At 53.7% G+C, this 24298-nt stretch carries 22 protein-coding genes; 16 read left to right on the forward strand and 6 right to left on the reverse strand.

Annotation, left to right across the window (positions count from 1 at the left end; genetic code table 11):
• Positions 1-148: 148 nt before the first annotated feature.
• Both NR177_RS21515 and metR read right to left on the reverse strand, forming a co-directional pair.
• Positions 149-628, reverse strand: coding sequence for a DUF1456 family protein (locus NR177_RS21515; RefSeq protein WP_063877917.1), 480 nt, complete (start codon positions 626-628; stop codon positions 149-151).
• A 72-nt stretch (positions 629-700) separates the two neighbouring features.
• Positions 701-1630, reverse strand: a complete 930-nt coding sequence (metR, locus tag NR177_RS21520) for an HTH-type transcriptional regulator MetR (RefSeq protein ID WP_063877918.1) — start codon at positions 1628-1630, stop codon at positions 701-703.
• Between the two features lie 138 nt (positions 1631-1768).
• On the opposite strand from metR, the gene metE reads away from it, so the two are divergent.
• The gene (gene metE / locus NR177_RS21525) at positions 1769-4039 is read left to right on the forward strand and encodes a 5-methyltetrahydropteroyltriglutamate--homocysteine S-methyltransferase (protein WP_256853604.1); all 2271 of its coding nucleotides are present in this window, start codon (positions 1769-1771) and stop codon (positions 4037-4039) included.
• A 64-nt stretch (positions 4040-4103) separates the two neighbouring features.
• Here metE and NR177_RS21530 read toward each other — a convergent pair whose 3' ends face one another.
• Positions 4104-4940, reverse strand: coding sequence for a dienelactone hydrolase family protein (locus NR177_RS21530; RefSeq protein WP_109717887.1), 837 nt, complete (start codon positions 4938-4940; stop codon positions 4104-4106).
• Between the two features lie 303 nt (positions 4941-5243).
• Between NR177_RS21530 and udp the strand changes: the two genes are divergently transcribed.
• The 9 genes from udp (at position 5244) to tatD (ending at position 13478) form a co-directional block, all read left to right on the forward strand.
• Complete coding sequence (gene udp / locus NR177_RS21535; RefSeq protein WP_063877921.1) at positions 5244-6005, forward strand: uridine phosphorylase; 762 nt, start codon at positions 5244-5246, stop codon at positions 6003-6005.
• A 154-nt stretch (positions 6006-6159) separates the two neighbouring features.
• Complete coding sequence (gene rmuC, locus NR177_RS21540) at positions 6160-7659, forward strand: DNA recombination protein RmuC (protein WP_063877922.1); 1500 nt, start codon at positions 6160-6162, stop codon at positions 7657-7659.
• Positions 7660-7735: 76 nt separating this feature from the next.
• Positions 7736-8494 (forward strand): bifunctional demethylmenaquinone methyltransferase/2-methoxy-6-polyprenyl-1,4-benzoquinol methylase UbiE, encoded by a 759-nt coding sequence (gene ubiE, locus NR177_RS21545; protein WP_256853605.1) that lies wholly within the window; start codon positions 7736-7738, stop codon positions 8492-8494.
• Positions 8495-8505: 11 nt separating this feature from the next.
• Positions 8506-9111 carry an SCP2 domain-containing protein gene (locus NR177_RS21550; RefSeq protein WP_063881074.1) on the forward strand — a complete coding sequence of 202 codons (606 nt, stop codon included), beginning with the start codon at positions 8506-8508 and terminating at the stop codon, positions 9109-9111.
• Entirely contained in the window at positions 9108-10745 is a 1638-nt protein-coding gene (ubiB, locus tag NR177_RS21555) for a ubiquinone biosynthesis regulatory protein kinase UbiB (RefSeq protein WP_063877924.1), read from the forward strand. Before NR177_RS21550 ends, ubiB begins: the two co-directional genes overlap by 4 nt.
• A gap of 110 nt (positions 10746-10855) precedes the next feature.
• Positions 10856-11110, forward strand: coding sequence for a twin-arginine translocase TatA/TatE family subunit (gene tatA, locus NR177_RS21560; protein ID WP_063877925.1), 255 nt, complete (start codon positions 10856-10858; stop codon positions 11108-11110).
• Between the two features lie 3 nt (positions 11111-11113).
• Positions 11114-11839, forward strand: a complete 726-nt coding sequence (tatB, locus tag NR177_RS21565) for a Sec-independent protein translocase protein TatB (protein ID WP_172898164.1) — start codon at positions 11114-11116, stop codon at positions 11837-11839.
• Positions 11839-12597 carry a Sec-independent protein translocase subunit TatC gene (gene tatC, locus NR177_RS21570; RefSeq protein WP_063877927.1) on the forward strand — a complete coding sequence of 253 codons (759 nt, stop codon included), beginning with the start codon at positions 11839-11841 and terminating at the stop codon, positions 12595-12597. The genes tatB and tatC overlap by 1 nt, the downstream gene beginning before the upstream one ends.
• A gap of 98 nt (positions 12598-12695) precedes the next feature.
• Entirely contained in the window at positions 12696-13478 is a 783-nt protein-coding gene (gene tatD, locus NR177_RS21575) for a 3'-5' ssDNA/RNA exonuclease TatD (protein ID WP_063881075.1), read from the forward strand.
• On the opposite strand, the gene rfaH is transcribed toward tatD, so the two are convergent.
• Positions 13475-13963, reverse strand: coding sequence for a transcription/translation regulatory transformer protein RfaH (rfaH, locus tag NR177_RS21580; protein WP_063877928.1), 489 nt, complete (start codon positions 13961-13963; stop codon positions 13475-13477). The genes tatD and rfaH overlap by 4 nt on opposite strands.
• Positions 13964-14266: 303 nt before the next feature.
• Between rfaH and ubiD the strand changes: the two genes are divergently transcribed.
• Positions 14267-15751 carry a 4-hydroxy-3-polyprenylbenzoate decarboxylase gene (gene ubiD, locus NR177_RS21585; protein ID WP_096012949.1) on the forward strand — a complete coding sequence of 495 codons (1485 nt, stop codon included), beginning with the start codon at positions 14267-14269 and terminating at the stop codon, positions 15749-15751.
• Positions 15752-15793: 42 nt separating this feature from the next.
• Positions 15794-16495 (forward strand): NAD(P)H-flavin reductase, encoded by a 702-nt coding sequence (fre, locus tag NR177_RS21590; protein ID WP_063877930.1) that lies wholly within the window; start codon positions 15794-15796, stop codon positions 16493-16495.
• Positions 16496-16562: 67 nt separating this feature from the next.
• Here fre and fadA read toward each other — a convergent pair whose 3' ends face one another.
• A complete protein-coding gene (fadA, locus tag NR177_RS21595; RefSeq protein ID WP_256853606.1) occupies positions 16563-17726 on the reverse strand; it encodes an acetyl-CoA C-acyltransferase FadA in 1164 nt (387 codons plus the stop codon).
• Between the two features lie 10 nt (positions 17727-17736).
• Complete coding sequence (fadB, locus tag NR177_RS21600) at positions 17737-19920, reverse strand: fatty acid oxidation complex subunit alpha FadB (protein WP_256853607.1); 2184 nt, start codon at positions 19918-19920, stop codon at positions 17737-17739.
• Between the two features lie 185 nt (positions 19921-20105).
• Between fadB and pepQ the strand changes: the two genes are divergently transcribed.
• The 4 genes from pepQ to hemG are packed head-to-tail and all read left to right on the forward strand — an operon-like array spanning position 20106 to position 24092.
• Positions 20106-21437 (forward strand): Xaa-Pro dipeptidase, encoded by a 1332-nt coding sequence (pepQ, locus tag NR177_RS21605; protein WP_256853608.1) that lies wholly within the window; start codon positions 20106-20108, stop codon positions 21435-21437.
• Positions 21437-22054 carry an IMPACT family protein gene (locus tag NR177_RS21610; RefSeq protein ID WP_096012952.1) on the forward strand — a complete coding sequence of 206 codons (618 nt, stop codon included), beginning with the start codon at positions 21437-21439 and terminating at the stop codon, positions 22052-22054. Before pepQ ends, NR177_RS21610 begins: the two co-directional genes overlap by 1 nt.
• Positions 22055-22085: 31 nt before the next feature.
• Positions 22086-23537 (forward strand): Trk system potassium transporter TrkH, encoded by a 1452-nt coding sequence (gene trkH, locus NR177_RS21615; RefSeq protein ID WP_063877935.1) that lies wholly within the window; start codon positions 22086-22088, stop codon positions 23535-23537.
• Positions 23538-23555: 18 nt separating this feature from the next.
• On the forward strand, positions 23556-24092 hold the full coding sequence (hemG, locus tag NR177_RS21620; protein ID WP_256853609.1) for a menaquinone-dependent protoporphyrinogen IX dehydrogenase: 537 nt from the start codon (positions 23556-23558) through the stop codon (positions 24090-24092).
• Positions 24093-24298 lie beyond the last annotated feature (206 nt).

Genomic DNA, 24298 nt, shown 5'->3' on the forward strand with positions numbered 1-24298 from the left:
TGCGCTAAAGGCTGAACGGCTTATGCTTACTCGTGATGACATATTTCGCGAGCGAGCGACAGGACACAGCCTCTGCGCCTCAGGCAGGAAAGCAAACGGGCACGGATGTCTGCTTTCCCGACCGGGTGCAATACCATCGAGCTGCGTTTTAAGCGGGTTTGCCTGTGGCGGGCCGATGAATCATCGTCAGCCCTTTAAGGAAATTACGCAAAATCTGGTCACCGCATTCACGGTAATTTTTATGATCCGGTTTGCGGAAGATCGCGCCAATCTCTGCCTGAGAAACCGTAAAATTGGCCTTTTTTAGCACCTCAGGAATATCCGTCGTTTTTAAATCAAACGCGATGCGCAGCTTTTTCATGAAAATGTTATTGTTCATCTTGCGCTCAATGGACGGCGCGGGCGCGTCTTCACTTTTGCCACGGCGATGAAAAATTAAACCGTTAAGGAAGTATCCCATCACAACATCGGGGCAGGGACGGAATGCCGCATCCTCATCTTTCTTCAGCCAGCTGGTGATATCAGCCTGAGCAACCTCACATTCAGCCAGCGCAAAAATCGCCACCATTTTGGCATCGTTCAGATCGAGCATATAGCGCACGCTGCGCAGAATATCGTTGTTAGTCATGGTGAGATCTTCTCATGGTAAATCGACAGGCTGCGCATTATAGGGGATTTTGCCTGCTACCGTGCAGCTTTGTCACTCACGCGATAAAACCTTAGCAGGATGCGCGGCGTCCCTGACGAACGGCAGATGCTCGCAGGCATGCTGACGGGCAAAACGCATAAAGGCTTCCAGTACCGGCTGACGCTGTTCCCCGTCGCGCACGGCGGCATAAAGGCGGCTCCATAAGCCGTCGCCCAGCGTTTTGGTGATCACCAGTCCCTGTTTTTCAAAGCTTTCTACCACCCAGTGCGGCAGTGCCGCAATTCCCATGCGCGCCGATACCATCTGAATCATTAACAGGGTGTTATCGACGTTCTTAAGTGCAGGGCTGATGCCAGCAGGTTGCAGAAAGTGACGCCAGATATCCAGCCGCTGGCGTTGTACCGGATAAATCATCAGGACTTCATCCGCCAGATCGTCAGGGGAAATATGTTCAACCTGTGCCAGAGGATGATCCGGTGCCAGCACCAGTCGGACTTCGAAATCGAACATCGGGGAATAGAACAAGCCTGAGCGCGGCAGGATATCCGAGGTTAATACAATATCCAGTTCCCCCTGCTGCAGGGCAGGCTGCGGATCAAAGGTCACGCCGGATTTAAAATCCATCACCACCTGGGGCCAGCTCTGGCGAAACTTATCTAATGCCGGCGTAAGCCACTGGATACAGCTGTGACACTCAATCGCCACGCGCAGGGTTGTCTGATGCGGCTCGTGGCAGGCCTGAAGTGCCTGCTGAATCTGCGGCAGTATCTGTTCTGCCAACTGCAATAAAATTTCGCCCTGCGGCGTAAAACGTAATGGCTGACTTTTACGGACAAACAGACGGAATCCCAGCCGCTGTTCCAGATCGCTGAACTGATGTGATAACGCCGACTGTGTCTGATGAAGCTGAGCCGCTGCCGCTGCCAGCGAGCCCGTATTCTGCAGAGCCTGAAGCGTCCGGAGGTGTTTGAATTCGATCATGAGAGTCCTTCACATCGAAACTGAATAATTTGCGCTTGAGGAACATACAGTACCCGCAGAATATAGCGGTGTAAACATCTGGACGGCTAAACATCTTTAGCGACCCGCTAAAGCCGAAGAATTTCTGGAGAATAGTGAATGACTATCCTGAATCATACTCTCGGTTTTCCACGTATTGGCCTGCGTCGTGAGCTAAAAAAAGCACAAGAAAGTTATTGGGCTGGCAACATCACGCAGGAAGAACTTCTGGCGGTGGGTCGCGAACTGCGCGCCCGCCACTGGCAACAACAGAAAGAGGCCGGCGTCGATGTGTTGCCGGTCGGTGATTTTGCCTGGTACGATCACGTGCTGACGACCAGCCTGATGCTGGGCAATGTGCCTGCTCGCCATCAAAACAACGATGGCTCCGTTGATCTGGATACGCTGTTCCGCCTGGGCCGTGGTCGTGCACCGACGGGTGAGCCGGCGGCAGCGGCGGAAATGACCAAATGGTTTAACACCAACTATCACTACATCGTGCCAGAATTTACTCAAGGGCAGTCGTTTTCGTTAACCTGGACTCAACTGCTGGATGACGTGGACGAGGCGCTGGTGCTGGGTCATCACATCAAGCCCGTATTGTTAGGCCCGGTAACCTACCTCTGGCTGGGGAAAGTAAAAGGCGTGCCGTTTGATCGTCTGTCACTGCTGAACGACATTCTGCCCGTTTATCAGCAGATCCTGGCCGAACTGAAAAAGCGCAACATAGAGTGGGTACAGATTGATGAGCCCGCCCTGGCGCTGGAACTGCCGCAGGCATGGCGTGATGCGTTTAAACCGACTTACGCTGCATTACAGGGGCATAGCAAACTGCTGCTCACCACCTATTTTGACAGCATCGGTCAGAACCTGGATGTCATCAGGTCACTGCCCGTGCAAGGCCTGCATGTGGATCTGGTGCAGGGCAAAGATGACATTCAGCGGTTGAACCAACAACTGCCCGCAGAGTGGCTGCTGTCTGTCGGTGTCATCAATGGTCGTAACGTCTGGCGTGCCGATCTCAGCCACTGGTTTGAACGCCTGCAGCCGCTGGTGGGCTCACGCAAGCACCTGTGGATTGGTACCTCATGCTCACTGCTGCACAGCCCCATCGATCTCAGCGTAGAAACCCGTCTGGACGATGAAGTGAAAAGCTGGTTTGCCTTTGCGTTGCAAAAATGTCGTGAGCTGTCGCTACTGAGCACGGCGCTTAATCACAACGATCCCGGCTCCCTGGTGGAGTGGAGCGCGCCGGTTCAGGCGCGCGCTCACTCAAGCCGCGTTCACAATGCGGCTGTTGCGCAGCGTCTGGCAAACGTTCAGGCCAAAGATACCGCGCGCGCCAGTGCTTACCCCGAGCGGGCCAGAGCACAGCGCCAGCGTTTCAATCTGCCCGCGTGGCCGACCACTACCATCGGCTCCTTTCCACAAACCCCCGAAATTCGTGGCCTGCGTCTCGACTTCAAAAAAGGCGCAATAGATAGCGCGCATTACCGTACCGGTATTGCCGGGCACATCAAGCAGGCGATTGTTGAACAGGAGCGTCTGGGGCTGGACGTGCTGGTTCATGGCGAGGCCGAACGCAACGATATGGTGGAATACTTCGGCGAGAATCTGGATGGCTTCGTGTTTACGCAAAATGGTTGGGTACAAAGCTACGGTTCACGTTGTGTTAAACCGCCGGTGATCATTGGTGATGTCAGCCGTCCGGAAGCCATTACCGTCGAGTGGGCGAGGTATGCTCAGTCACTCACCGATAAGCCGGTAAAAGGCATGTTGACGGGTCCGGTAACGATTCTTTGTTGGTCATTCCCGCGTGAGGATGTATCACGTGAAACGATCGCCAAACAGATTGCGCTGGCGCTGCGTGATGAAGTTGCCGATCTGGAAACCGCCGGTATTGGCATCATTCAGATTGATGAGCCTGCGCTGCGTGAAGGCTTACCGCTGCATCAGTCAGACTGGGCCGACTATCTGCGCTGGGCGGTAGAGGCGTTTCGGTTAAACGCCGCCGTCGCCAAAGACGACACACAGATTCACACGCACATGTGTTATTGCGAGTTTAACGACATCATGGCATCCATTGCGGCACTGGATGCGGACGTGATTACCATCGAAACGTCGCGTTCTGATATGGATTTGCTGGATGCATTTAACGCGTTCGAATATCCAAACGAAATCGGGCCCGGTGTTTACGATATTCACTCGCCCAACGTACCCGATGTCGAGTGGATAGAAAATTTGTTACGTAAGGCGGCACAAAGTATTCCAGAAGAACGTCTGTGGGTGAATCCGGACTGCGGCCTGAAAACCCGTGGCTGGCGCGAAACCCGACAGGCACTGGCTAACATGGTTAAAGCGGCAAAAAACCTGCGGGGTGAAACCGCCTGATTTCCTGGTGTTGTGTCAATACGTTGTCAGTATGTTGGGGCGCTTGCGCGCCCCCTTTTTTTGATCACGTCGTGGGTGCAACGCCGTATTGCGTAAACCAGGCTAACATGCGCGCCCAGCCATCGGTTGCCGATTCTGCGTGGTAGCTCGGACGATAGTCAGCGTTGAAAGCATGTCCGGCATCGGGATAAACAATAATCTCAGCGTTGGCATTGGCCGCATGCAGTGCCTGACGCATCTGCTCGACGCTTTCCAGCGGAATGCCGTCATCCTGACCACCGTATAATCCCAGAACCGGTGCGTTCAGATCGACGGCGATATCGATAGGGTGCTTTTGCTGCTTCATGGTTTTTTCGCCAACCAGCCGACCATACCAGGCCACGGCGGCGCGCAGCTGCGGGTTGTGCGCGGCATAAAGCCAGCTGATGCGTCCGCCCCAGCAGAAACCGGTAATCCCCATGCGGCGAATATCCCCACCGTTACGGGCAGCCCAGTTCGCTGCGTGATCGAGATCCGCCAGCACCTGACTGTCAGGCACTTTGCTGACCAGCTCTTTAAACAGCGTCGGAATGTCATGGTAGTCATTGGGATCGCCTTCACGGAAGTACAGTTCTGGCGCGACCGCCAGATAGCCTTCCAGCGCCAGCCGACGACAGATATCGCGGATGTGTTCGTGAACGCCAAAAATTTCCTGTACCACCAGCACCACCGGCAAAGGACCGTCTGCTGACTGTGGTTTCGCATAAAAAGCCGGCAGGTTTTCGCCCTGACTCGGAATAGAGGTTTCCCCCGAATGGATGGTGGGGCTGTCGGTAATAATCGTGGTTGATGCTGTGGGCTGAACTGCCGGAGCAAACGCGCCTGCAGCTGATTTTTGTGTCATATTATCGTCGGTCTTCATCATTCTCTCCGTGCAAGCATAGGCGCAATCACGTAACTATAGCCTGGCCACCTGTGACAGGTTCCAGACAGGGAGTAACAGAGTGGTTAACCAATAAAATTACACTTCTCTTTAACATTCCCGCGATAGCTTCCACATCACCATATGTAGCAATACACAAGGCGATGGATGGATGTGTGATATTGATCACCCTATTTTTCTTAGAAAATGTAACTTTCATTTTCTTAAGTGAATTTAGTCACATATTTACCTCGCCCGGTGACGTAAAGTGGCGTGAAAATTTTCCTTAACCCGGAGTCTGATATGACACAGTCTGACGTTTTCCATCTTGGCCTGACCAAAGCTGACCTGCAGGGGGCGACGCTGGCCATTGTTCCCGGCGATCCTGAGCGCGTGAAAAAGATTGCCGGGCTGATGGAAGATGCACAGCACCTGGCCTCTCATCGTGAGTTCACCACCTGGCTGGCTAAGCTGGATGGCAAGCCGGTTGTCGTGTGTTCCACAGGGATTGGCGGGCCTTCGACATCAATTGCCGTCGAGGAGCTGGCGCAGCTTGGCGTGCGTACCTTCCTGCGCGTGGGCACAACGGGGGCGATTCAGCCGCATATCAACGTGGGGGATGTTCTTGTCACGACGGCGTCAGTACGCCTGGACGGGGCAAGCCTGCATTTCGCCCCCATGGAATTCCCGGCGGTGGCGGATTTCACCTGTACTACAGCATTGGTGGCGGCCGCAGAAGCCTGTGGTGCCAAAACGCATATCGGTATCACGGCCTCCTCTGACACCTTCTATCCCGGTCAGGAACGTTACGATACCTTTTCCGGTCGCGTCGTTAACCGTTTCCAGGGATCGATGCAGGAGTGGCAGCAGATGGGCGTGCTGAATTACGAGATGGAGTCGGCGACCCTGTTAACCATGTGTGCCAGCCAGGGGCTGAGAGCGGGAATGGTGGCGGGCGTGATCGTCAACCGTACGCAGAAAGAAATTCCGGATGCCGTGACGATGAAGCAGACGGAAAGCGATGCGGTGAAAATCGTGGTGGAAGCCGCGCGCCGTTTACTGTAATCCCCTGTTTTAACAGGCAGGCGAGTGATCAGGCCTGCCTGTCTCATCCCTGACAGATTGTTGCGTCACTGCTTCCAACGCCAGTAAATATATCTGGACATTCATACAGTGCGAATTTACCTTTTCCCTCATTAGTCTGACCAGCGGGGAAAATATGGATCAGCACATCATTATCAGCATCTGCCTGGCGCTTGTCGGCCTTGGTGTGGGCTGGATACTGGCGCAAATGCGCGTCGGCCATCAGTTAGCCAGCTTTTCCACGGAACGCCGCTTGCTCAACGAGGCACAGCAGCGTCAGCAACAGCAAATCGAACAGCTTCAGCAGCAGGTGCAGCAGCGCGAGCAGGAGTTGAGGCAGCTTCATGGTTCATTAAGTGGGGCCAGTGAGCGCCTGCAACAGCTTGATTACTGGCGCAACGAGAGTGAACAGCTCACTCGTGAACTGCGGAACCAGCTGGAAGTGAACAGCGCCCAGGAAGCGGAACTGCGTGAGGTCACGATTCGCCTGGAAGAAACCCGTTTCGCAGCGGAAGAAAAACAGCGCCTGCTGACAAACAGCGAGCAGCGGCTCAGCGCGCAGTTTGAAAACCTTGCCAACCGAATTTTTGAAAACAGTGGACGTCGGGTCGATGAACAGAATCGACAAAGCCTGAACAGCCTGATAGGGCCGCTCCGGGAACAGCTTGATGGTTTTCGTCGCCAGGTGAATGAAAGCTTTGGCGCGGAAGCCCGTGAGCGGCACACGCTGACCCATGAAATTCGTCAGTTACAGCAGTTAAATGCCCAGATGGCTCAGGAGGCGCTTAACCTCACAAAGGCGCTGAAAGGCGACAATAAAATCCAGGGCAACTGGGGCGAAGTGGTATTGAGTCGGGTACTGGAAGCCTCAGGGCTGCGTGAAGGCTATGAGTATGATATTCAGGTCAGCATGCAGAACGAACAGCAAAGTCGTATGCAGCCTGATGTGATTGTCCGCCTGCCGCAGGGAAAAGATGTGGTTATCGACGCCAAAATGACGCTGGTGGCCTACGAGCGTTATTTTAATGCCGATGATGACGTTGAGCGCGAACAGGCCATTCAGGAACATGTCAGCGCCCTGCGTGGGCACATTCGTCTACTGGGCCGCAAAGATTATCAACAATTACCCGGTTTACGCTCGCTGGATTATGTGTTGATGTTTATTCCGGTTGAACCGGCCTTCCTGCTGGCTATCGATCGTCAGCCAGAATTAATCAGTGAAGCCCTTCAGCAGAACATCATGCTGGTCAGCCCGACTACGCTGCTGGTGGCCCTGCGGACGATTAACAATCTCTGGCGCTATGAGCATCAGAGTCGTAATGCACAGCGCATTGCAGAACGGGCCTCCCGGCTGTATGACAAAATGCGGCTGTTTGTTGATGATATGAGCGGGATTGGTCATAGCCTTGATAAGGCGCAGAACAGCTATCGCGAGGCAATGAAAAAGCTGGCAGAAGGGCGGGGCAACCTTATCGCACAGGCGGAAGGCTTTCGCGATCTGGGCGTAGAAGTCAAACGCGCCATTAACCCGCACCTGGTCGAGCAAGCTATGCCTGAAAATGAGCACGACAGCGCGCCAGATGACGAGAACCATCCAGACGAACATCATGAGCAGGTCCGGCACCTCCGCGAATAAGCAGGTCGCCAACGTGCCTGACCTCCATGACTCTGATACACTTCGGTAAGTATTGTTTGTGGAGCAGGTAAAACCGATGGCAGATGAATCACAGCAGGAAACCACCCATTTTGGCTTTCAGACGGTCGCCAAAAGCGAGAAAGCCGACAAAGTCGCGGACGTGTTTCACTCCGTAGCGGCAAAATATGACCTGATGAACGATTTGATGTCGTTTGGCGTCCATCGAGTCTGGAAGCGTTTTACCATTGACAGCAGCGGCGTGCGCCGTGGCCAGCGTGTGCTGGACCTGGCGGGCGGGACAGGCGATTTAACCGCAAAATTCTCGCGCCTGGTGGGCGAAACCGGTCAGGTCGTTTTGGCTGACATTAACAGCTCAATGCTGAAGATGGGCCGGGAAAAGCTGCGCAATCTGGGCGTGGTAGGTAACGTCAGCTATGTGCAGGCTAACGCCGAGGCACTGCCGTTCCCTGATAACTATTTTGACTGCATCACTATCTCTTTCGGCCTGCGTAACGTGACTGAAAAAGAGAAGGCGCTGGCGTCGATGTTCCGCGTGCTGAAGCCGGGTGGACGTTTGCTGGTGCTGGAGTTCTCCAAACCGGTTATCGAACCGCTGAGCAAAGCCTACGATGCCTATTCTTTCCACGTTCTGCCACGTATCGGGCAACTGGTCGCTCAGGACGCGAAAAGCTATCGTTACCTTGCTGAATCCATTCGTATGCATCCCGATCAGGAAACCCTGAAAGCGATGATGAATGACGTAGGATTTGAAAACACCACCTATTTCAATATGACAGGTGGCATCGTGGCGCTTCATCGTGGGTTCAAATTTTAACCATTATGGCGATGACCTTAACACCCGTAATCACCGCCGGTATTGAGACGGCGTTAAACCGCATACTGTATCGTGACCGTGGCCTGAAAAGCGCACGCCAGCGCCTTGTCGGTAAGGTACTGACGTTACGTTTAACTGAGCTATCCTGGCCGCTGGTGCTGGTATTTAGCGAACAGCAACTGGACGTGCTCAGTGACTGGCAGGACAAGAGTGACTGCACGGTCATTACACAGCTCAAATCCTTGCCAAAATTACGCGATCGCCAGCAGCTTACGACGCTGATTCGCAGCGGTGAGTTACAGGTTGAAGGTGACTTGCAGGTGGTTCAGCACTTTTCTGCGCTAATGGATCTGGCCGAGCTGGACCCCGCTGAATACCTTGCCCCCTGGGTCGGTGACATCGCCGCTCAGGGGATGAGTCAGGGTGCACAGCGTGCATTGCGTTTTTTCAAAGCAGAAACACAACGGCGTCAGGACTACCTTGGTCAGGCATTAACAGAAGAGTGGCGGGTGGCGCCTGGTGCGCTGGAGTTTGCCTGGTTCTCTGAGGAGGTTAGCGCGATGGAACGTTCGCTTGAGGCGCTTGATGCGCGTCTGGCACAGCTGGAGGCGAAATGAGTTTTGGAGAGATCCGCCGGTTATATTTTATTATTAAGGTGTTTTTGACGTACGGCCTTGATGAACTGATTCCACAGATGCGTCTGACGCTTCCACTGCGACTGTGGCGCCGCTGTATTTTCTGGATCCCCAACCAGCACAAGCAAGAACTCCTTGGCGTACGTTTACGTATGGCCATGGAGCAGTTAGGCCCGGTCTGGATCAAGTTTGGGCAGATGCTGTCAACGCGTCGTGACCTGTTTCCGCCGCTGATTGCCGATGAACTTGCGGTCCTGCAGGACCGCGTTGCCCCCTTTGATGGGGTCAAGGCTAAAGCGCAGATCGAAGCCTCAATGGGCGCACCGATTGAATCCTGGTTTGATGATTTCGAGATTATCCCACTGGCTTCGGCCTCTATCGCTCAGGTTCATACGGCAACGCTAAAATCCACAGGTAAAAAAGTCGTCATCAAGGTCATCCGTCCGGATATCCTGCCGGTCATTAAAGCGGACATGAAGCTCATTTACCGCATTGCCCGCTGGGTGCCCCGTCTGCTGCCCGATGGCCGCCGTCTGCGCCCGGTTGAGGTGGTTCGGGATTACGAGAAAACCCTGATTGATGAGTTAAACCTGTTACGCGAAGCGGCCAATGCGATTCAACTGCGACGGAACTTTGAAAACAGCCGCATGCTGTATGTGCCGGAGGTTTACTCAGACTATTGCAGTGAAACCATGATGGTGATGGAACGCATTTATGGCATTCCTATCTCTGATGTGGCAACGCTGGAGCAGCACGGCGTTAACATGAAGCTGTTAGCGGAGCGCGGCGTTCAGGTGTTCTTTACGCAGGTTTTCCGCGACAGTTTCTTCCATGCCGACATGCACCCCGGCAATATCTTTGTCAGCTACGATCATCCTGAAGACCCGCAGTATATTGGTATCGACTGCGGCATTGTCGGATCGCTCAATAAAGAAGATAAGCGCTATCTGGCAGAGAATTTTATTGCCTTCTTCAACCGTGATTACCGCAAAGTCGCGGAGCTGCATGTCGACTCGGGCTGGGTGCCAGCCGACACCAATGTTGAAGATTTCGAGTTTGCCATCCGTACCGTGTGCGAGCCTATTTTTGAGAAACCGCTAGCGGAAATCTCGTTTGGTCACGTGCTGCTGAACCTGTTTAACACAGCGCGTCGCTTTAATATGGAAGTGCAGCCCCAGTTGGTGCTGCTGCAAAAAACCTTACTGTATGTCGAAGGGATTGGTCGCCAGCTCTATCCGCAACTGGACTTATGGAAAACGGCAAAACCGTTCCTTGAGGACTGGATTAAGGATCAGATCGGTATTCCGGCGATTATCCGTGCCGTGAAAGAAAAGGCCCCTTACTGGGCAGAAAAATTGCCAGAGCTGCCAGAGCTGTTTTACGACAGTTTGCGTCAGCATAAGCAGCTACGTCTCAGTGTGGATAAACTCGCGAACGATATAAGTGTCCAACGTACACGTCAGCATCAGGCTCGTTACCTGTTTGGCGTAGGTGCGACACTGCTGATTAGCGGAACGGCGGTGCTCCTCAGCAGGCCTGAATGGGACCTGTTCCCGGCGGCATTAATGGCGGCGGGCTTTGTCAGCTGGTTAATTGGCTGGCGTAAGACAAACTGATTGTCACTTGCGCCAGAAACACGGTAATGTCGCTGATTCGGGCCCGAATAAATACGGGTTTCTGTAGGGCATTACGCCACAGCGTTTAACAAAAAAATCGAGGCTATCTCATGGGCGGTATTAGTATTTGGCAGCTGTTAATTATTGCCGTGATTGTGGTTCTTCTGTTCGGTACCAACAAATTACGTAATCTGGGTTCGGATTTAGGTTCTTCTATCCGTGGTTTTAAGAAAGCCATGGGCGATGAAGACGATAAAAAGGATCAACCGAAAGAGCAGGACGCTGATTTCCATGCCAAAACGCTGGCGGATAAACAGCCAACGTCGGCTCAAAAAGACGAAGTCAAGAACGACAAGCAGGTGTAAACCGTGTTCGATATTGGTTTTGGTGAATTGGTATTGGTTTTCGTGATCGGGCTGATCGTTCTTGGCCCGCAACGGCTCCCGCTTGCGGTTAAAACGGTCATGGGCTGGATCAGAGCGATTCGCTCGCTGGCCGCCAACGTTCAAAGTGAGCTGGCGCAAGAGCTGAAGCTGCAGGAGTTGCAGGACAGCCTGAAAAAGGTGGAGGAAGCCGGTCGGGGCACGCTGTCGCCCGAGCTTAAAGAATCCATGGAAGAGCTGCGTAAAACGGCTGACTCAATGAAGCGCTCGGTAAAGCAGAGCATTGATATTGAAAGAGACGAAGACGAAGCCAATACCATTCATTCTCCACAACATACATCGACAGCTGATACGCTGCACCCGGTTACCCCCGCGACCAGTGAGCATCAGGCGCAGGCACCTGTACAGGCACCACCGGCGACACCTGAACCTGTTGCCTCTCAACCGACTGACAGCCATGCTGAGCCCGCGCCGGTCCAGTCGTACCCTGCACCTGTACAGGCACCACCGGCGACACCTGAACCTGTTGCCTCTCAACCGACGGACAGCCATGCTGAGCCCGCGCCGGTTCAGTCGTATCCTGCATCTGGGCACGCCAGTGCACCGGCACAGTCGCCAGCGCGTGTCGATGCACAACCTGCGGTTAAGCCCGAAAGTGCTGTGCCGTCGGCAAGTTCAGTTTCTACTCCTTCTGCAAGTGATGAACGATAATGGCCGTTGAAGATACCCAACCACTTATCAGCCATCTGATTGAGCTGCGTAAGCGTCTGTTGAACTGTATTGGTGCTGTGCTGGTCATCTTTCTGGCCCTGATCTACTTTGCTAACGACATCTACCACGCGGTGGCATCGCCGTTGATTAATCAGATGCCTGCGGGTGCCAGCATGATCGCGACTGATGTCGCGTCACCCTTTTTTACCCCGATTAAGCTGACGATGATCGTGTCGGTGTTTCTTGCCGTGCCGGTTATCCTGTATCAGGTCTGGGCCTTTGTCGCGCCAGCCCTTTATCGTCATGAACGCAAGTTGGTCATGCCGTTACTGTTCTCCAGCACCCTGCTGTTTTACGTTGGCGTGGCGTTTGCCTACTTCATCGTCTTTCCGCTGGCTTTTGGCTTCTTCGCTAAAACGGCTCCGCAGGGCGTGACCATCGCAACAGACATCACCAACTATCTCGATTTCGTGATGACATTGTTTATGGCATTTGGTGTGGCGTTTGAAGTGCCGGTTGCGATTGTGCTGCTCTGCTGGACGGGCATCACTAACCCCGACGATTTAAAAAAGAAACGCCCCTATATTTTGGTTGGTGCGTTTGTTGTTGGGATGTTGCTCACACCGCCAGATGTTTTTTCCCAAACTTTGCTCGCTATTCCGATGTACTGCCTGTTTGAAGTCGGCGTATTCTTCTCACGTTACTATGTGGGAAAAGGCCGTCAGGCAGAGGATGAGGAAGATAACGCCGACTCCTGATGTCAGATCCAGCATCCCGCACAGGCGGGAGAGTCAAGTCAAAAACCGCCGCCAGGCGGTTTTTGTTTATGGTGTTAATGATAAAGAGTGAAAAAAATATGTTTGATATCGGTGTAAACCTGACCAGCACGCAGTTCGCCTCCGATCGGAAAAAGGTGATCTCACGCGCGCGCGAAGCGGGCGTCACCGGCATGTTGATTACCGGCACCAACGCGCTTGAAAGTCAGCAGGCGCAAAAACTGGCAGAGGCCCATCAGGATTATTGCTGGTCAACTGCTGGCGTGCATCCACATCATGCCAGTGAATGGTCAGCAGAAATTGCGAGCACGTTGCGCCGCCTGGCTGAGAAAAAAGAGGTGGTGGCAATAGGTGAATGCGGACTGGATTTCAATCGTAACCTGGCCGCTCACCAGCAGCAGGAGTATGCGTTTGATGCGCAGCTGGCGCTGGCCGCTGAGCTGAATATGCCCGTGTTTCTTCACTGTCGGGAAGCGCATGCGCGTTTTGCCGCCGTGCTTGAACCCTGGTTGCCTAAACTGCCTGCCGCCGTCATTCACTGCTTTACCGGCACGCGTGAAGAGTTAGCGGCCTGCCTGGAAATGGGGCTGTCAGTGGGCATTACGGGCTGGGTATGCGATGAGCGCCGTGGTATCGCGCTGCGTGAGATGTTGCCGCTGATTCCCGCCGATCGATTATTACTGGAAACGGATGCGCCCTATCTGCTGCCACGTGATATGCGCCCCCGTCCTACATCAAGACGGAATGAACCCTGCTTTTTGCCGCATATCCTGCAGCAGGTCGCAATCTGGCGCGGCGAAGATGCCGGGACGCTGGCAAAACAGGTGGATCACAATGCGCGTAAGCTGTTTAGGCTGATCTAAGCTTTGCGGAACTGCCGGTTGTCCACGCTGCGTACGACCTGTTTGTTCAGCAGATTCAACAACAGGATTGAGCGCGCTTCGCCATCCGGCTCTGAAAAAATCGCCCGCAAGCCTTCAAACGTTCCCTCGGTGATGATCACCTCATCACCGTTTTGCGGTGTTTCGGGATCGAGCAGCGTTTGAGGCACGTCGGTTTGTAACGCATCAATAACCACGGCAGGCACGGTAGCCGGCGTCGTACCAAAGCGGACAAAATGGCTGACGCCACGCGTGCTGCTTATGGTTGTGGTATGAATGGCTTCCGGATCAAACTCAATAAACAGATAGTTTGGAAACAGCGGTTCACTGACGGTAGTTCGCTTACCACGCACGATTTTCTCCAGCGCGATCATCGGACTCAGGCAATTTACGTCTTGCCGCTCAAGATGCTCTTTCGCACGCAATAGCTGCCCACGTTTGCAATAGAGTAAATACCAGGATTCCATAACTGCTCCCAATGAATGGACGCTAAGAATAGCAAACCTCCAGCCAGAGTTATAGCGCATTGGGGGGTTGGAAAGCGGCGTTGCATGGAAAATAAACTAAGATTGTTCTGAATGGTGAGTGCCACCGCATAAAGTGAATAACTGTGAATTATTCGCAACCAACGGGGCAAAAATTATTGCCGCAAGCCGCCTGATTGCCGTCAGTGACAGGTAAGGGAGAGGATGCGGTGCATAAAGCTCAACACATCCCCCACAATCAGCCCTATAATGACCCATTCACTCTGGCCGGAAAGTTGAAGCCGCATGAAATATCAGGATTTAAGAGACTTTATTGCGCTGCTTGAACAGCGTGGTGAACTGAAGCGTATATCGCACGAGATCGACCCCGAACTGGAAATGACGGAAATTGCGGACCGCACCTTACGAGCAGGCGGCCCGGCACTGTTGTTTGAAAACCCAAAGGGCTACGACATGCCCGTCCTGTGCAACCTGTTCGGTACGCCAAAGCGCGTTGCCATGGGAATGGGACAGGAAGAGGTCAGTGCACTGCGTGAGGTGGGTGAACTGCTGGCCTTCTTAAAAGAGCCTGAGCCGCCGAAAGGCTTCCGTGACCTGTTCAGCAAAATTCCGCAGTTTAAGCAGGTGCTGAATATGCCCACCAAAAGGTTGCGCAATGCACCCTGTCAGGAAGAGGTTTTCAGCGGCGATGACGTCGATCTGACGCGGATTCCCGTCATGAAATGCTGGCCCGGCGATGCGGCTCCGCTGATTACCTGGGGGCTCACCGTAACCCGCGGGCCGCACAAAGAGCGGCAGAACCTGGGCATCTATCGCCAGCAGGTTATTGGTAAAAACCGCCTTATCATGCGCTGGCTTTCTCATCGCGGCGGCGCCCTTGATTATCTGGAGTGGACCAAAGCCCACCCAGGCGAGCGTTTTCCGGTCTCCGTTGCGCTGGGCGCCGATCCGGCGACCATCCTTGGCGCGGTGACGCCCGTCCCGGACACCTTGTCAGAATATGCCTTTGCGGGTCTGCTGCGGGGTAACAAAACCGAAGTGGTTAAATGCATTTCCAACGATCTGGAAGTGCCTGCCAGCGCGGAAATCGTGCTGGAGGGTTATATTGAACCCGGCGATATGGCCCCAGAAGGTCCTTATGGCGACCACACCGGTTACTATAATGAAGTCGACAGCTTCCCGGTTTTTACCGTTACGCATATTACGCAGCGGCATCAGCCTATTTATCATTCAACCTACACAGGACGTCCGCCAGATGAACCTGCCGTTCTGGGCGTGGCGTTAAATGAAGTGCTGGTGCCTATTCTGGTTAAACAGTTTCCGGAAATCGTCGACTTCTATTTGCCACCGGAAGGATGCTCCTACCGTCTGGCGGTCGTCACGATTAAAAAACAGTATGCCGGTCATGCCAAGCGCGTGATGTTTGGCGTTTGGTCATTTCTTAGGCAGTTCATGTACACCAAATTTGTTATTGTGTGTGACGACGATGTTAATGCCCGGGACTGGAACGACGTTATCTGGGCAATTACTACGCGAATGGACCCGGCGCGCGATACCGTATTGGTGGAAAACACGCCAATCGATTATCTTGATTTTGCGTCACCGGTTTCAGGACTGGGTTCCAAGATGGGCCTGGATGCGACAAATAAATGGCCGGGCGAGACAGAACGAGAGTGGGGCACGCCGATTGTTAAAGATCCGGCAGTCACTGCGCGTATCGACGCTATCTGGGATGACCTCGGTATTTTTGAACAGCCATCACAGCGTTGATGGCGCGCAATAACCATAAAGACGACCCGACAGAGGGAACGCATGACAACGTTAAGCTGTAAAGTAACTTCAGTTGAAGCGATTACCGACACGGTGTATCGCGTTCGTCTGATTCCGGAGGCGGATTTTAGCTTTCGTGCAGGACAGTATCTTATGGTAGTGATGGATGAGCGTGATAAGCGCCCGTTTTCTGTAGCCTCTACGCCAATGGAAACCGAAATCATTGAGCTGCACATCGGGGCGTCGGAGCTCAACCTCTATGCGATGGCCGTGATGGACCGCATCCAGCAAGACGGGCAAATCGTTGTTGATATTCCTCACGGCGATGCATGGTTACGTGAAGAGAGTGACAAACCCTTGATTTTAATTGCGGGTGGTACGGGCTTTTCCTATGCGCGCTCCATTTTGTTGACGGCGCTCTCACAGAAGCCCGACCGTGATATTGCGATCTACTGGGGCGGCCGTGAACTGAAACACCTGTATGATATGGATGAGCTAGACGCGCTGGCTATCAAGCATCCTAATCTCAAGGTGATTCCGGTTGTGGAACAGCCTGAAGCTGGCTGGCAGGGGCGTTCAGGCACCGTATTAACGGCAGTGATGCAGGACTTTACCACCCTGAGTGAGCATGAGATCTATATCGCCGGGCGCTTTGAAATGGCTAAAATTGCCCGCGATCGCTTCTGTTCAGAGCGTGGCGCAGTCGAATCACAGATGTATGGCGATGCCTTTGCCTTTATCTGATCGCATGCAGAAAGAAAAAACCCGCCCCTGACAGGCGGGTCAATCCCATAATAACGTCCCCAACGTATCAAACGCGTTCAATCACGGTGGCGATGCCCTGACCCAGGCCAATGCACATTGATGCCAGGCCAAACTGCGCATCGCGGCGTTCCATAATGTTCAGCAACGTCGTACTGATACGTGCGCCTGAGCAGCCCAGCGGGTGGCCCAACGCGATAGCACCGCCATTTAAGTTGACCTTCTCATCCAGTTTGTCTGACAGGCCCAAATCCTTAATGCAGGGCAGAACCTGCGCGGCAAAGGCTTCGTTAAGCTCGAAGATGTCAATGTCGTTCACGCTCAGCCCCGCGCGCTTCAAAGCCAGCTTGCTGGCAGGTACCGGACCGTAACCCATGATCGAGGGATCGCAGCCCACCACCGCCATACTTTTAATACGGGCGCGTGGTTTCAGGCCCAGTTCCCGTGCGCGGCTTTCACTCATAATCAGCATGGCGGCAGCCCCATCCGACAGGGCTGAGGATGTGCCTGCAGTGACCGTCCCGGTCACGGGATCAAATGCAGGTCGCAGTGCCGCAAGCCCTTCCAGGCTGGTATCTTCACGGATCACTTCGTCGAAGTCGTAGCGTTTCAGCACGCCGTCGGCGTCGTGGCCGTGTATCGCAACAATTTCATTTGCGAAATCGCCGCGCTGTGTCGCCTGCCAGGCACGTTGATGGGAGCGCAAAGCGAATGCATCCTGCTGCTCGCGGCTAATGTGGTGCATGCGCGCCAGCATCTCTGCGGTTAATCCCATCATCCCTGCCGCTTTCGCAACAGTGCGCCCTAAGCCGGGATGAAAATCAACGCCGTGGCTCATGGGGACATGTCCCATGTGTTCGACACCGCCGATCAGACAGGCATGAGCATCACCGACCATAATGGCGCGGGCGGCATCGTGTAACGCCTGCATTGACGATCCACACAGGCGATTGACTGTCGTAGCCGGGACGACATGCGGGATTTCTGCCAACAGCGCGGCATTGCGGGCAATATTGAAACCTTGCTCCAGCGTTTGCTGTACGCAGCCCCAGACAACGTCATCCAGCGTTGCTGCATTGACCGCCGGCTGGCGGCTTAGCAGCGCCCGCATAACATGCGCAGACAGGTCTTCAGCACGCACGTTGCGGAAAGCGCCGCCTTTGGAACGACCCATTGGTGTACGCACCGCGTCAATAATGACTACATTTTCCATTTTTATTCCCTCAGGCGCTTCTGAACGCGGCTTCATCAATCGGTTTGACGGCGGGATACCAGCTTTCATGTTGGCGCGCTTTTTCGGACAAAAGGGCCGGTAGCGCATACAGACCGCCCAGTGCCGTATAGCGTTTCGCCTGGTCCACGACGTTACTGTTACCCAGCGTATCGAGATAACGGAAAGCCCCTCCACGGAATGGTGGGAATCCCAGACCATATACCAGCGCCATGTCCGCCTCGGCAGGGGAGGCAATGATTTTCTCTTCAAGGCAGCGGACAACTTCATTCAGCATCGGCAGCATCATGCGGTTCATAATCTCTTCGTCACTAAATATCCGCTTTGGCTGACAGGCAGGTTCAAGCAAGGCATCTACCTCAGCATCAGGCACTTTTTTGGGCTTCCCTTTTTTGTCTTCTTCCCAACGCCAGAAGCCTTTACCGTTTTTCTGACCAAAGCGTTTTGCTTCAAACAGAATATCGATAGCATCGCGATAATCCTTTTTCATTCGCTGTGGGAAACCATCCGCCATCACGCTTTGCGCATGATGTGCTGTATCAATCCCCACCACGTCCAGCAGCCAGGAAGGCCCCATCGGCCAGCCAAACTGCTTTTCCATCACTTTATCGATCTGACGGAAATCCGCGCCGTCTCGTAGCAACATGCCGAAGGCAGCAAAATAAGGGAACAGGACACGGTTAACGAAGAAGCCCGGACAGTCATTGACCACGATGGGGGTTTTGCCCATTTTACTGGCCCATGCCACAACTTTCCCCAGGGTGGCTTCGCTGGTTTTCTCACCGCGAACCACTTCTACCAGCGGCATACGAGGGACCGGATTGAAGAAGTGCATCCCACAAAAGTTTTCAGGACGTTGCAGCGCCTGGGCCAGCTGGCTGATGGGAATCGTAGAGGTATTCGACGCCAGGATAGCATCGGCACGCATGTGTTTCTCAGTCTCCGCTAACACACTGGCTTTGATCTGCGGGTTTTCCACCACGGCTTCAACCACAACATCGGCCTGATCGAACCCGGAATAATCCAGCGTGGGCTGAATGGTCGCAATGACGGCGGCCAGCTTATTCCCGTCTATCTTGCCTCGTTCCAGTTGTTTGTTCAGAAGCTTACTGGCTTCATTCATGCCCAGGGTAAGCGCCTGCGGATTAATATCCTTCATCTTGACCGGCACGCCTTTCCACGCCGACTGATAGCTGATGCCGCCACCCATAATACCGGCGCCCAGCACGGCTGCCTGTTTGGGCGCGCCGCTTTCACTGCTGCGTTTTTTGGCCAGGCCTTTGATGTACTGATCGTTGAGGAAAATGCCCACGAGCGCGCGGGCCACATCAGACTGTGCCAGAGGAACAAACGCTGCCGTTTCGAGTTTTAACGCATCGTCACGGCCTAATGCGGCTGCGGCTTCAATCGTCTTAACGGCAGTGATCGGCGCGGGATAATGTTTTCCGGCCGTTTGCATGACCATGCCTTTAGCGATCGTAAAGCTCATTGCGGCCTCAACAGGACTCAGCTTTAACGGGGCTAATTTAGGGGCGCGACGTGCCCGCCAGCTGCCATCACTGGCTGCCGCTTTAAGCATTGTCAGCGCGGCATCGCGCAGTTTATCAGGGCTGACAACCGCATCGACCAGGCCAAGCTTCAGTGCGGCTAGACCGTCAATGTCTTTACCTGCCGCAATGATTTCCAGCGCGCTGTCAGCGCCTAACAGGCGAGGTAAGCGAACACTGCCGCCAAAGCCTGGCATAATGCCCAACCTGGTTTCGGGTAAGCCTAAGCGGGCGGTTGATGTGGCAACCCGCAAATCGGCTGCTAAAACGCATTCACAGCCACCGCCCAGCGCGTAGCCATCGATCGCGGCGATGGTGGGAACCGGCAAATCTTCCAGGCGATTAAAAATGCTGTTGGCGAAGGTCAGCCACTGGCTCAGCTTTTCCGTTGGCGCATCAAAAAGCGCCAGAAATTCGGTAATGTCAGCACCCACGATAAAGGCGGGTTTGGCTGAACTTAGCAGCACGCCGCGCAGATCGGCATGTTGCTCCAGCACGGCAATCGCTTCGCCGAGGCTGGCGACGGTTTGTGTATCCAGCTTATTAACGGAGCCGGGGGCATCAAACACCAGCTCGACGATGCCATCATCCAACTGGTTAAGAGTGAGGTTAGCGCCTTGGTAGAGCATGTACGTCTCCTGAAACCGCGAAAGGTGATCTGGTCATACCAGATGATCGTGAGTTTGGGAGTGATGTTAATATTTTGCAAACAAGTCTTTGTTTATTTGCTAACAAGATCACAGCTGCGCTGAACCCGGCATCCGCATTTCGGCTGTGATAAACTGCGGCTTTTCTGGATACTGGAGAGGCGGCAATGGATTCATTGAAAAGCTTGTATCACGCGCATATCACTACTTTGCAACAACGTGCTCAGCAGGTATTAGCACGTCATAAACTGGATGCAATGCTGATCCATTCTGGCGAGTTGCTCACCGTGTTTCTGGATGATCATACCTATCCGTTTAAGGTTAACCCGCAATTTAAGTCCTGGGTGCCCGTGACACAGGTACCAAACTGTTGGTTGTGGATTGATGGCGTGAACAAACCGAGATTGTGGTTTTATTCGCCCGTGGACTACTGGCACAACGTTGAACCTCTCCCGCACAGTTTCTGGACCGATGACATTGAGATTGTCGGCCTGGCAAACGCGAATGCCATTGGCGATCTCCTTCCTGCCCAGCGTGAAAACGTGGCCTATATTGGCCCGGTGCCCGAACGCGCGGCACAGCTGAGTATCAACGCGGGGAATATCAATCCAAAAGGGGTGATCGATTTCCTGCATTATCACCGCAGTATTAAAACCGACTACGAACTCAGCTGTATGCGTCAGGCGCAAAAAATTGCCGTGGCCGGGCATCGTGCAGCGAAAGAGGCCTTTTCAGCTGGCCTGAGTGAGTTCGATATCAATCAGGCTTATCTGACGGCAACCGGGCATCGTGATACCGATGTGCCCTATGGCAATATCATCGCTCTGAATGAACATGCCGCCGTGCTCCACTACACCAAACTGGATCATCAACCGCCAGCTAAACGCTATAGTTTCCTGATTGATGCCGGCGCGGAATATCAAGGCTATGCCGCCGACCTGACGCGCAGTTATGCCGCACAAAGCGGAACGCTGTATGCCAAAATGGTTGAGGCGATGAACGCGGAAGAGCTGGCTTTGATTGCCACGCTGAAAGCGGGCGTGCGCTACACCGATTATCATCTGCAAATGCATCAGCGTATTGCGAAATTGCTGACGACGTTTGATTTGGTCCACGGTATAAGTGAAGAGGCATTGGTCGCCGACGATCTGACGGGCCCTTTTATGCCGCACGGTTTAGGTCATCCGCTGGGTTTGCAGGTGCATGACGTCGCCGGCTTTATGCAGGATGAAAGCGGTACGCACCTTGCTGCACCTGCGCAATATCCTTACCTACGCTGTACCCGGGTGATCCAGCCGGGAATGGTATTAACCATTGAACCCGGCTTCTATATTATTGATTCGCTGCTGGGCCCGTTGCGTGCAGGTAAATTCAGTTCGCATTTTAACTGGCAGGCACTGGATGCGCTTAAGCCTTATGGCGGTATCCGCATTGAGGACAACGTGATTATCCATGCGAACCGCGTCGAAAACATGACGCGCGACCTGCACCTTGCCTGATGGAGGCTTTTGATATTCCTGCTCAGGCGCTGAGCGTCAGTGAAGAGACGATCAAGAAGAGCCGGTTTATTACGCTGCTGGCTCACACCTGTGGCGTGGAAGCGGCGCGTGCTTTTGTCCAGCAGGTAAAGCAGGATCATCCCACTGCCCGCCATCATTGCTGGGCCTGGGTAGCGGGTGCGCCCAACGACTCACAGCAGTTGGGCTTTTCCGATGATGGTGAGCCTTCCGGTACGGCAGGTAAACCCATGCTGGCGCAGTTAATGGGTGCCGATATCGGAGAAATTACCGCAGTGGTTGTGCGTTACTACGGCGGCATCATGTTAGGCACGGGCGGCCTGGTGAAAGCGTATGGCGGCGGGGTTCAGCAAGGATTAAAACAACTGGCGCGTCAGCGGAAAGTGCCGGTAAAGCAGTTTACCCTGCAATGTGATTACGGCCAGTTGAGTGATATTGAGCGTTTGGTGCAACGCTTTGAAGGCAGCATCACAGAAAGTGAGTATCTTGAGCGTATCTTTCTGACACTGGCGCTGCCTTATGGACAAATTGATGGATTCAAGCAAAATCTGTCAGACTTCAGCCGGGGTGCGTTAACGCTTCTTCCGCTTACACCATGATGTTCTTCTCTTTGATTAAAGGAACGGCTTAATGCACTTTCGCGCCATTACCCGCATTGTCGGTCTGTTGGTGATCCTCTTCTCGGTAACGATGATTTTACCCGGCCTTGTTGCGCTGATTTATCGTGACGGTGCCGGACGAGCCTTCAGCCAGACTTTTATGATGGCGTTGGTGATCGGTTCGTTACTGTGGTGGCCGAATCGTAAGAAGAAAACGGAGTTGAAACCCCGGGAAGGCTTCCTGATTGTTGTGCTGTTCTGGACCGTGCTGGGCAGCGTCGGTGCCATGCCGTTTATCTTCGCCGAGCAGCCGCATCTTTCCGTTACGGACGCCTTTTTTGAATCCTTTTCCGGCCTGACCACCACGGGCGCGACCACGCTGGTGGGGCTGGACTCCTTGCCCAAGGCCATCTTGTTTTATCGCCAGATGTTGCAGTGGCTTGGCGGCATGGGGATCATTGTGCTGGCCGTGGCTATCCTGCCGATTCTGGGCGTCGGTGGCATGCAGTTGTATCGTGCTGAAATGCCTGGCCCGTTGAAAGACAACAAAATGCGCCCGCGCATTGCGGAAACGGCCAAGACGCTCTGGCTCATCTACGTGTTACTGACAGTCGCCTGTGCGCTGGCCCTGTGGTTTGCCGGAATGCCTGCCTTTGATGCAATCGGCCACAGTTTTTCTACTATCGCCATTGGCGGTTTTTCAACGCACGATGCCAGTATCGGCTATTTCCAGAGTGGAACGATCAACACCATTGTGGCGGTGTTCCTGCTGATCTCTGGTTGTAACTACGGCCTACACTTCTCATTACTCAGTAACCGCAGCCTGCGGGCTTACTGGCGCGATCCTGAGTTCCGTATGTTTATCGGGGTGCAACTGACGCTGGTGCTGATTTGCACCATCGTCTTGTGGCTCCACAATGTGTATGACAGTGGCTGGCAAACGCTGAACCAGGCCTTTTTCCAGGTCGTATCCATGGCAACCACTGCGGGATTCACCACAGACAGCATTGCGCGCTGGCCGCTGTTTCTACCGGTGTTGCTGTTGTGTTCTGCATTTATTGGTGGCTGTGCGGGTTCTACGGGCGGCGGTTTAAAAGTGATTCGTATTCTGCTGCTGTGCAAACAGGGTAATCGCGAACTTAAGCGCCTTGTCCATCCCAATGCGGTCTACACCATTAAACTGGGCAATCGCGCACTGCCGGAACGTATCCTTGAAGCCGTATGGGGATTCTTTTCGGCATACGCGTTGGTGTTCCTGATTAGCATGCTGGCGATTATTGCCACCGGCGTTGATGATTTCTCTGCGTTTGCTGCGGTCGCCGCGACATTAAACAATCTTGGCCCGGGTCTGGGCGTGGTCGCTGATAACTTCACCTCTATGAACGATGTAGCAAAGTGGATTTTGATTTCTACTATGCTGTTTGGTCGCCTTGAGGTATTCACATTGCTGGTGTTATTTACGCCGACCTTCTGGCGAGAATAACTAATAAGGATGCAGATGATGAAAGCGTTAATTCTCTTTTCGACCCGTGATGGTCAAACGCAAAAAATAGCTTCTGCTATCGCAGATGAGATCAAGGGGCAGCAATCTTGCGATGTCATCAATATGCAGGATACAAAGGCCATTGACTGGCAACAGTACGATCGGGTGTTGATTGGTGCTTCAATCCGCTATGGCCATTTCCAGCCAGTGGTAAGTGAATTTGTGAAGCATAATCTGGCTGCGTTGCAGCAGCGCGTAAGCGGTTTCTTCTCCGTTAACCTGACGGCGCGCAAGCCAGAGAAGCGTACGCCCGAAACGAATGGTTATACCGTCAAGTTCTTAACGCAGTCGCCCTGGCAGCCTGATTGCTGTGCTGTTTTCGCTGGTGCGCTCTATTATCCCCGCTATCGCTGGTTTGACCGGATCATGATTCAGTTAATAATGCGCATGACCGGGGGGGAAACTGATGCGACGAAAGAAGTGGAATATACTGACTGGCAGCAGGTACAGCGTTTTGCCAGGGATTTTGCACAGTTACCAGGCAAATCGTACTGAAATAACGCGATCTGGCGAAATTTGAGACGAACAGTAATATTTTTGCAATTAACCCTTGTCAGGCCGCGCGAACGCCCTATAATGCGCCTCCATCGACACGGCACAACGGCTTACGGAATGCGGTGTCGGGAGGTTCAGGAAACTGAGCCGCCGGAGAAAAACTTCTGAAAAAGAAGTTGACTCTGAAGGAGGAAAGCGTAATATAC

It is taken from the genome of Pantoea sp. Fr+CA_20, from assembly GCF_024520835.1.
In the GTDB taxonomy this organism is placed as follows: Bacteria; Pseudomonadota; Gammaproteobacteria; order Enterobacterales; family Enterobacteriaceae; genus Pantoea; species Pantoea allii.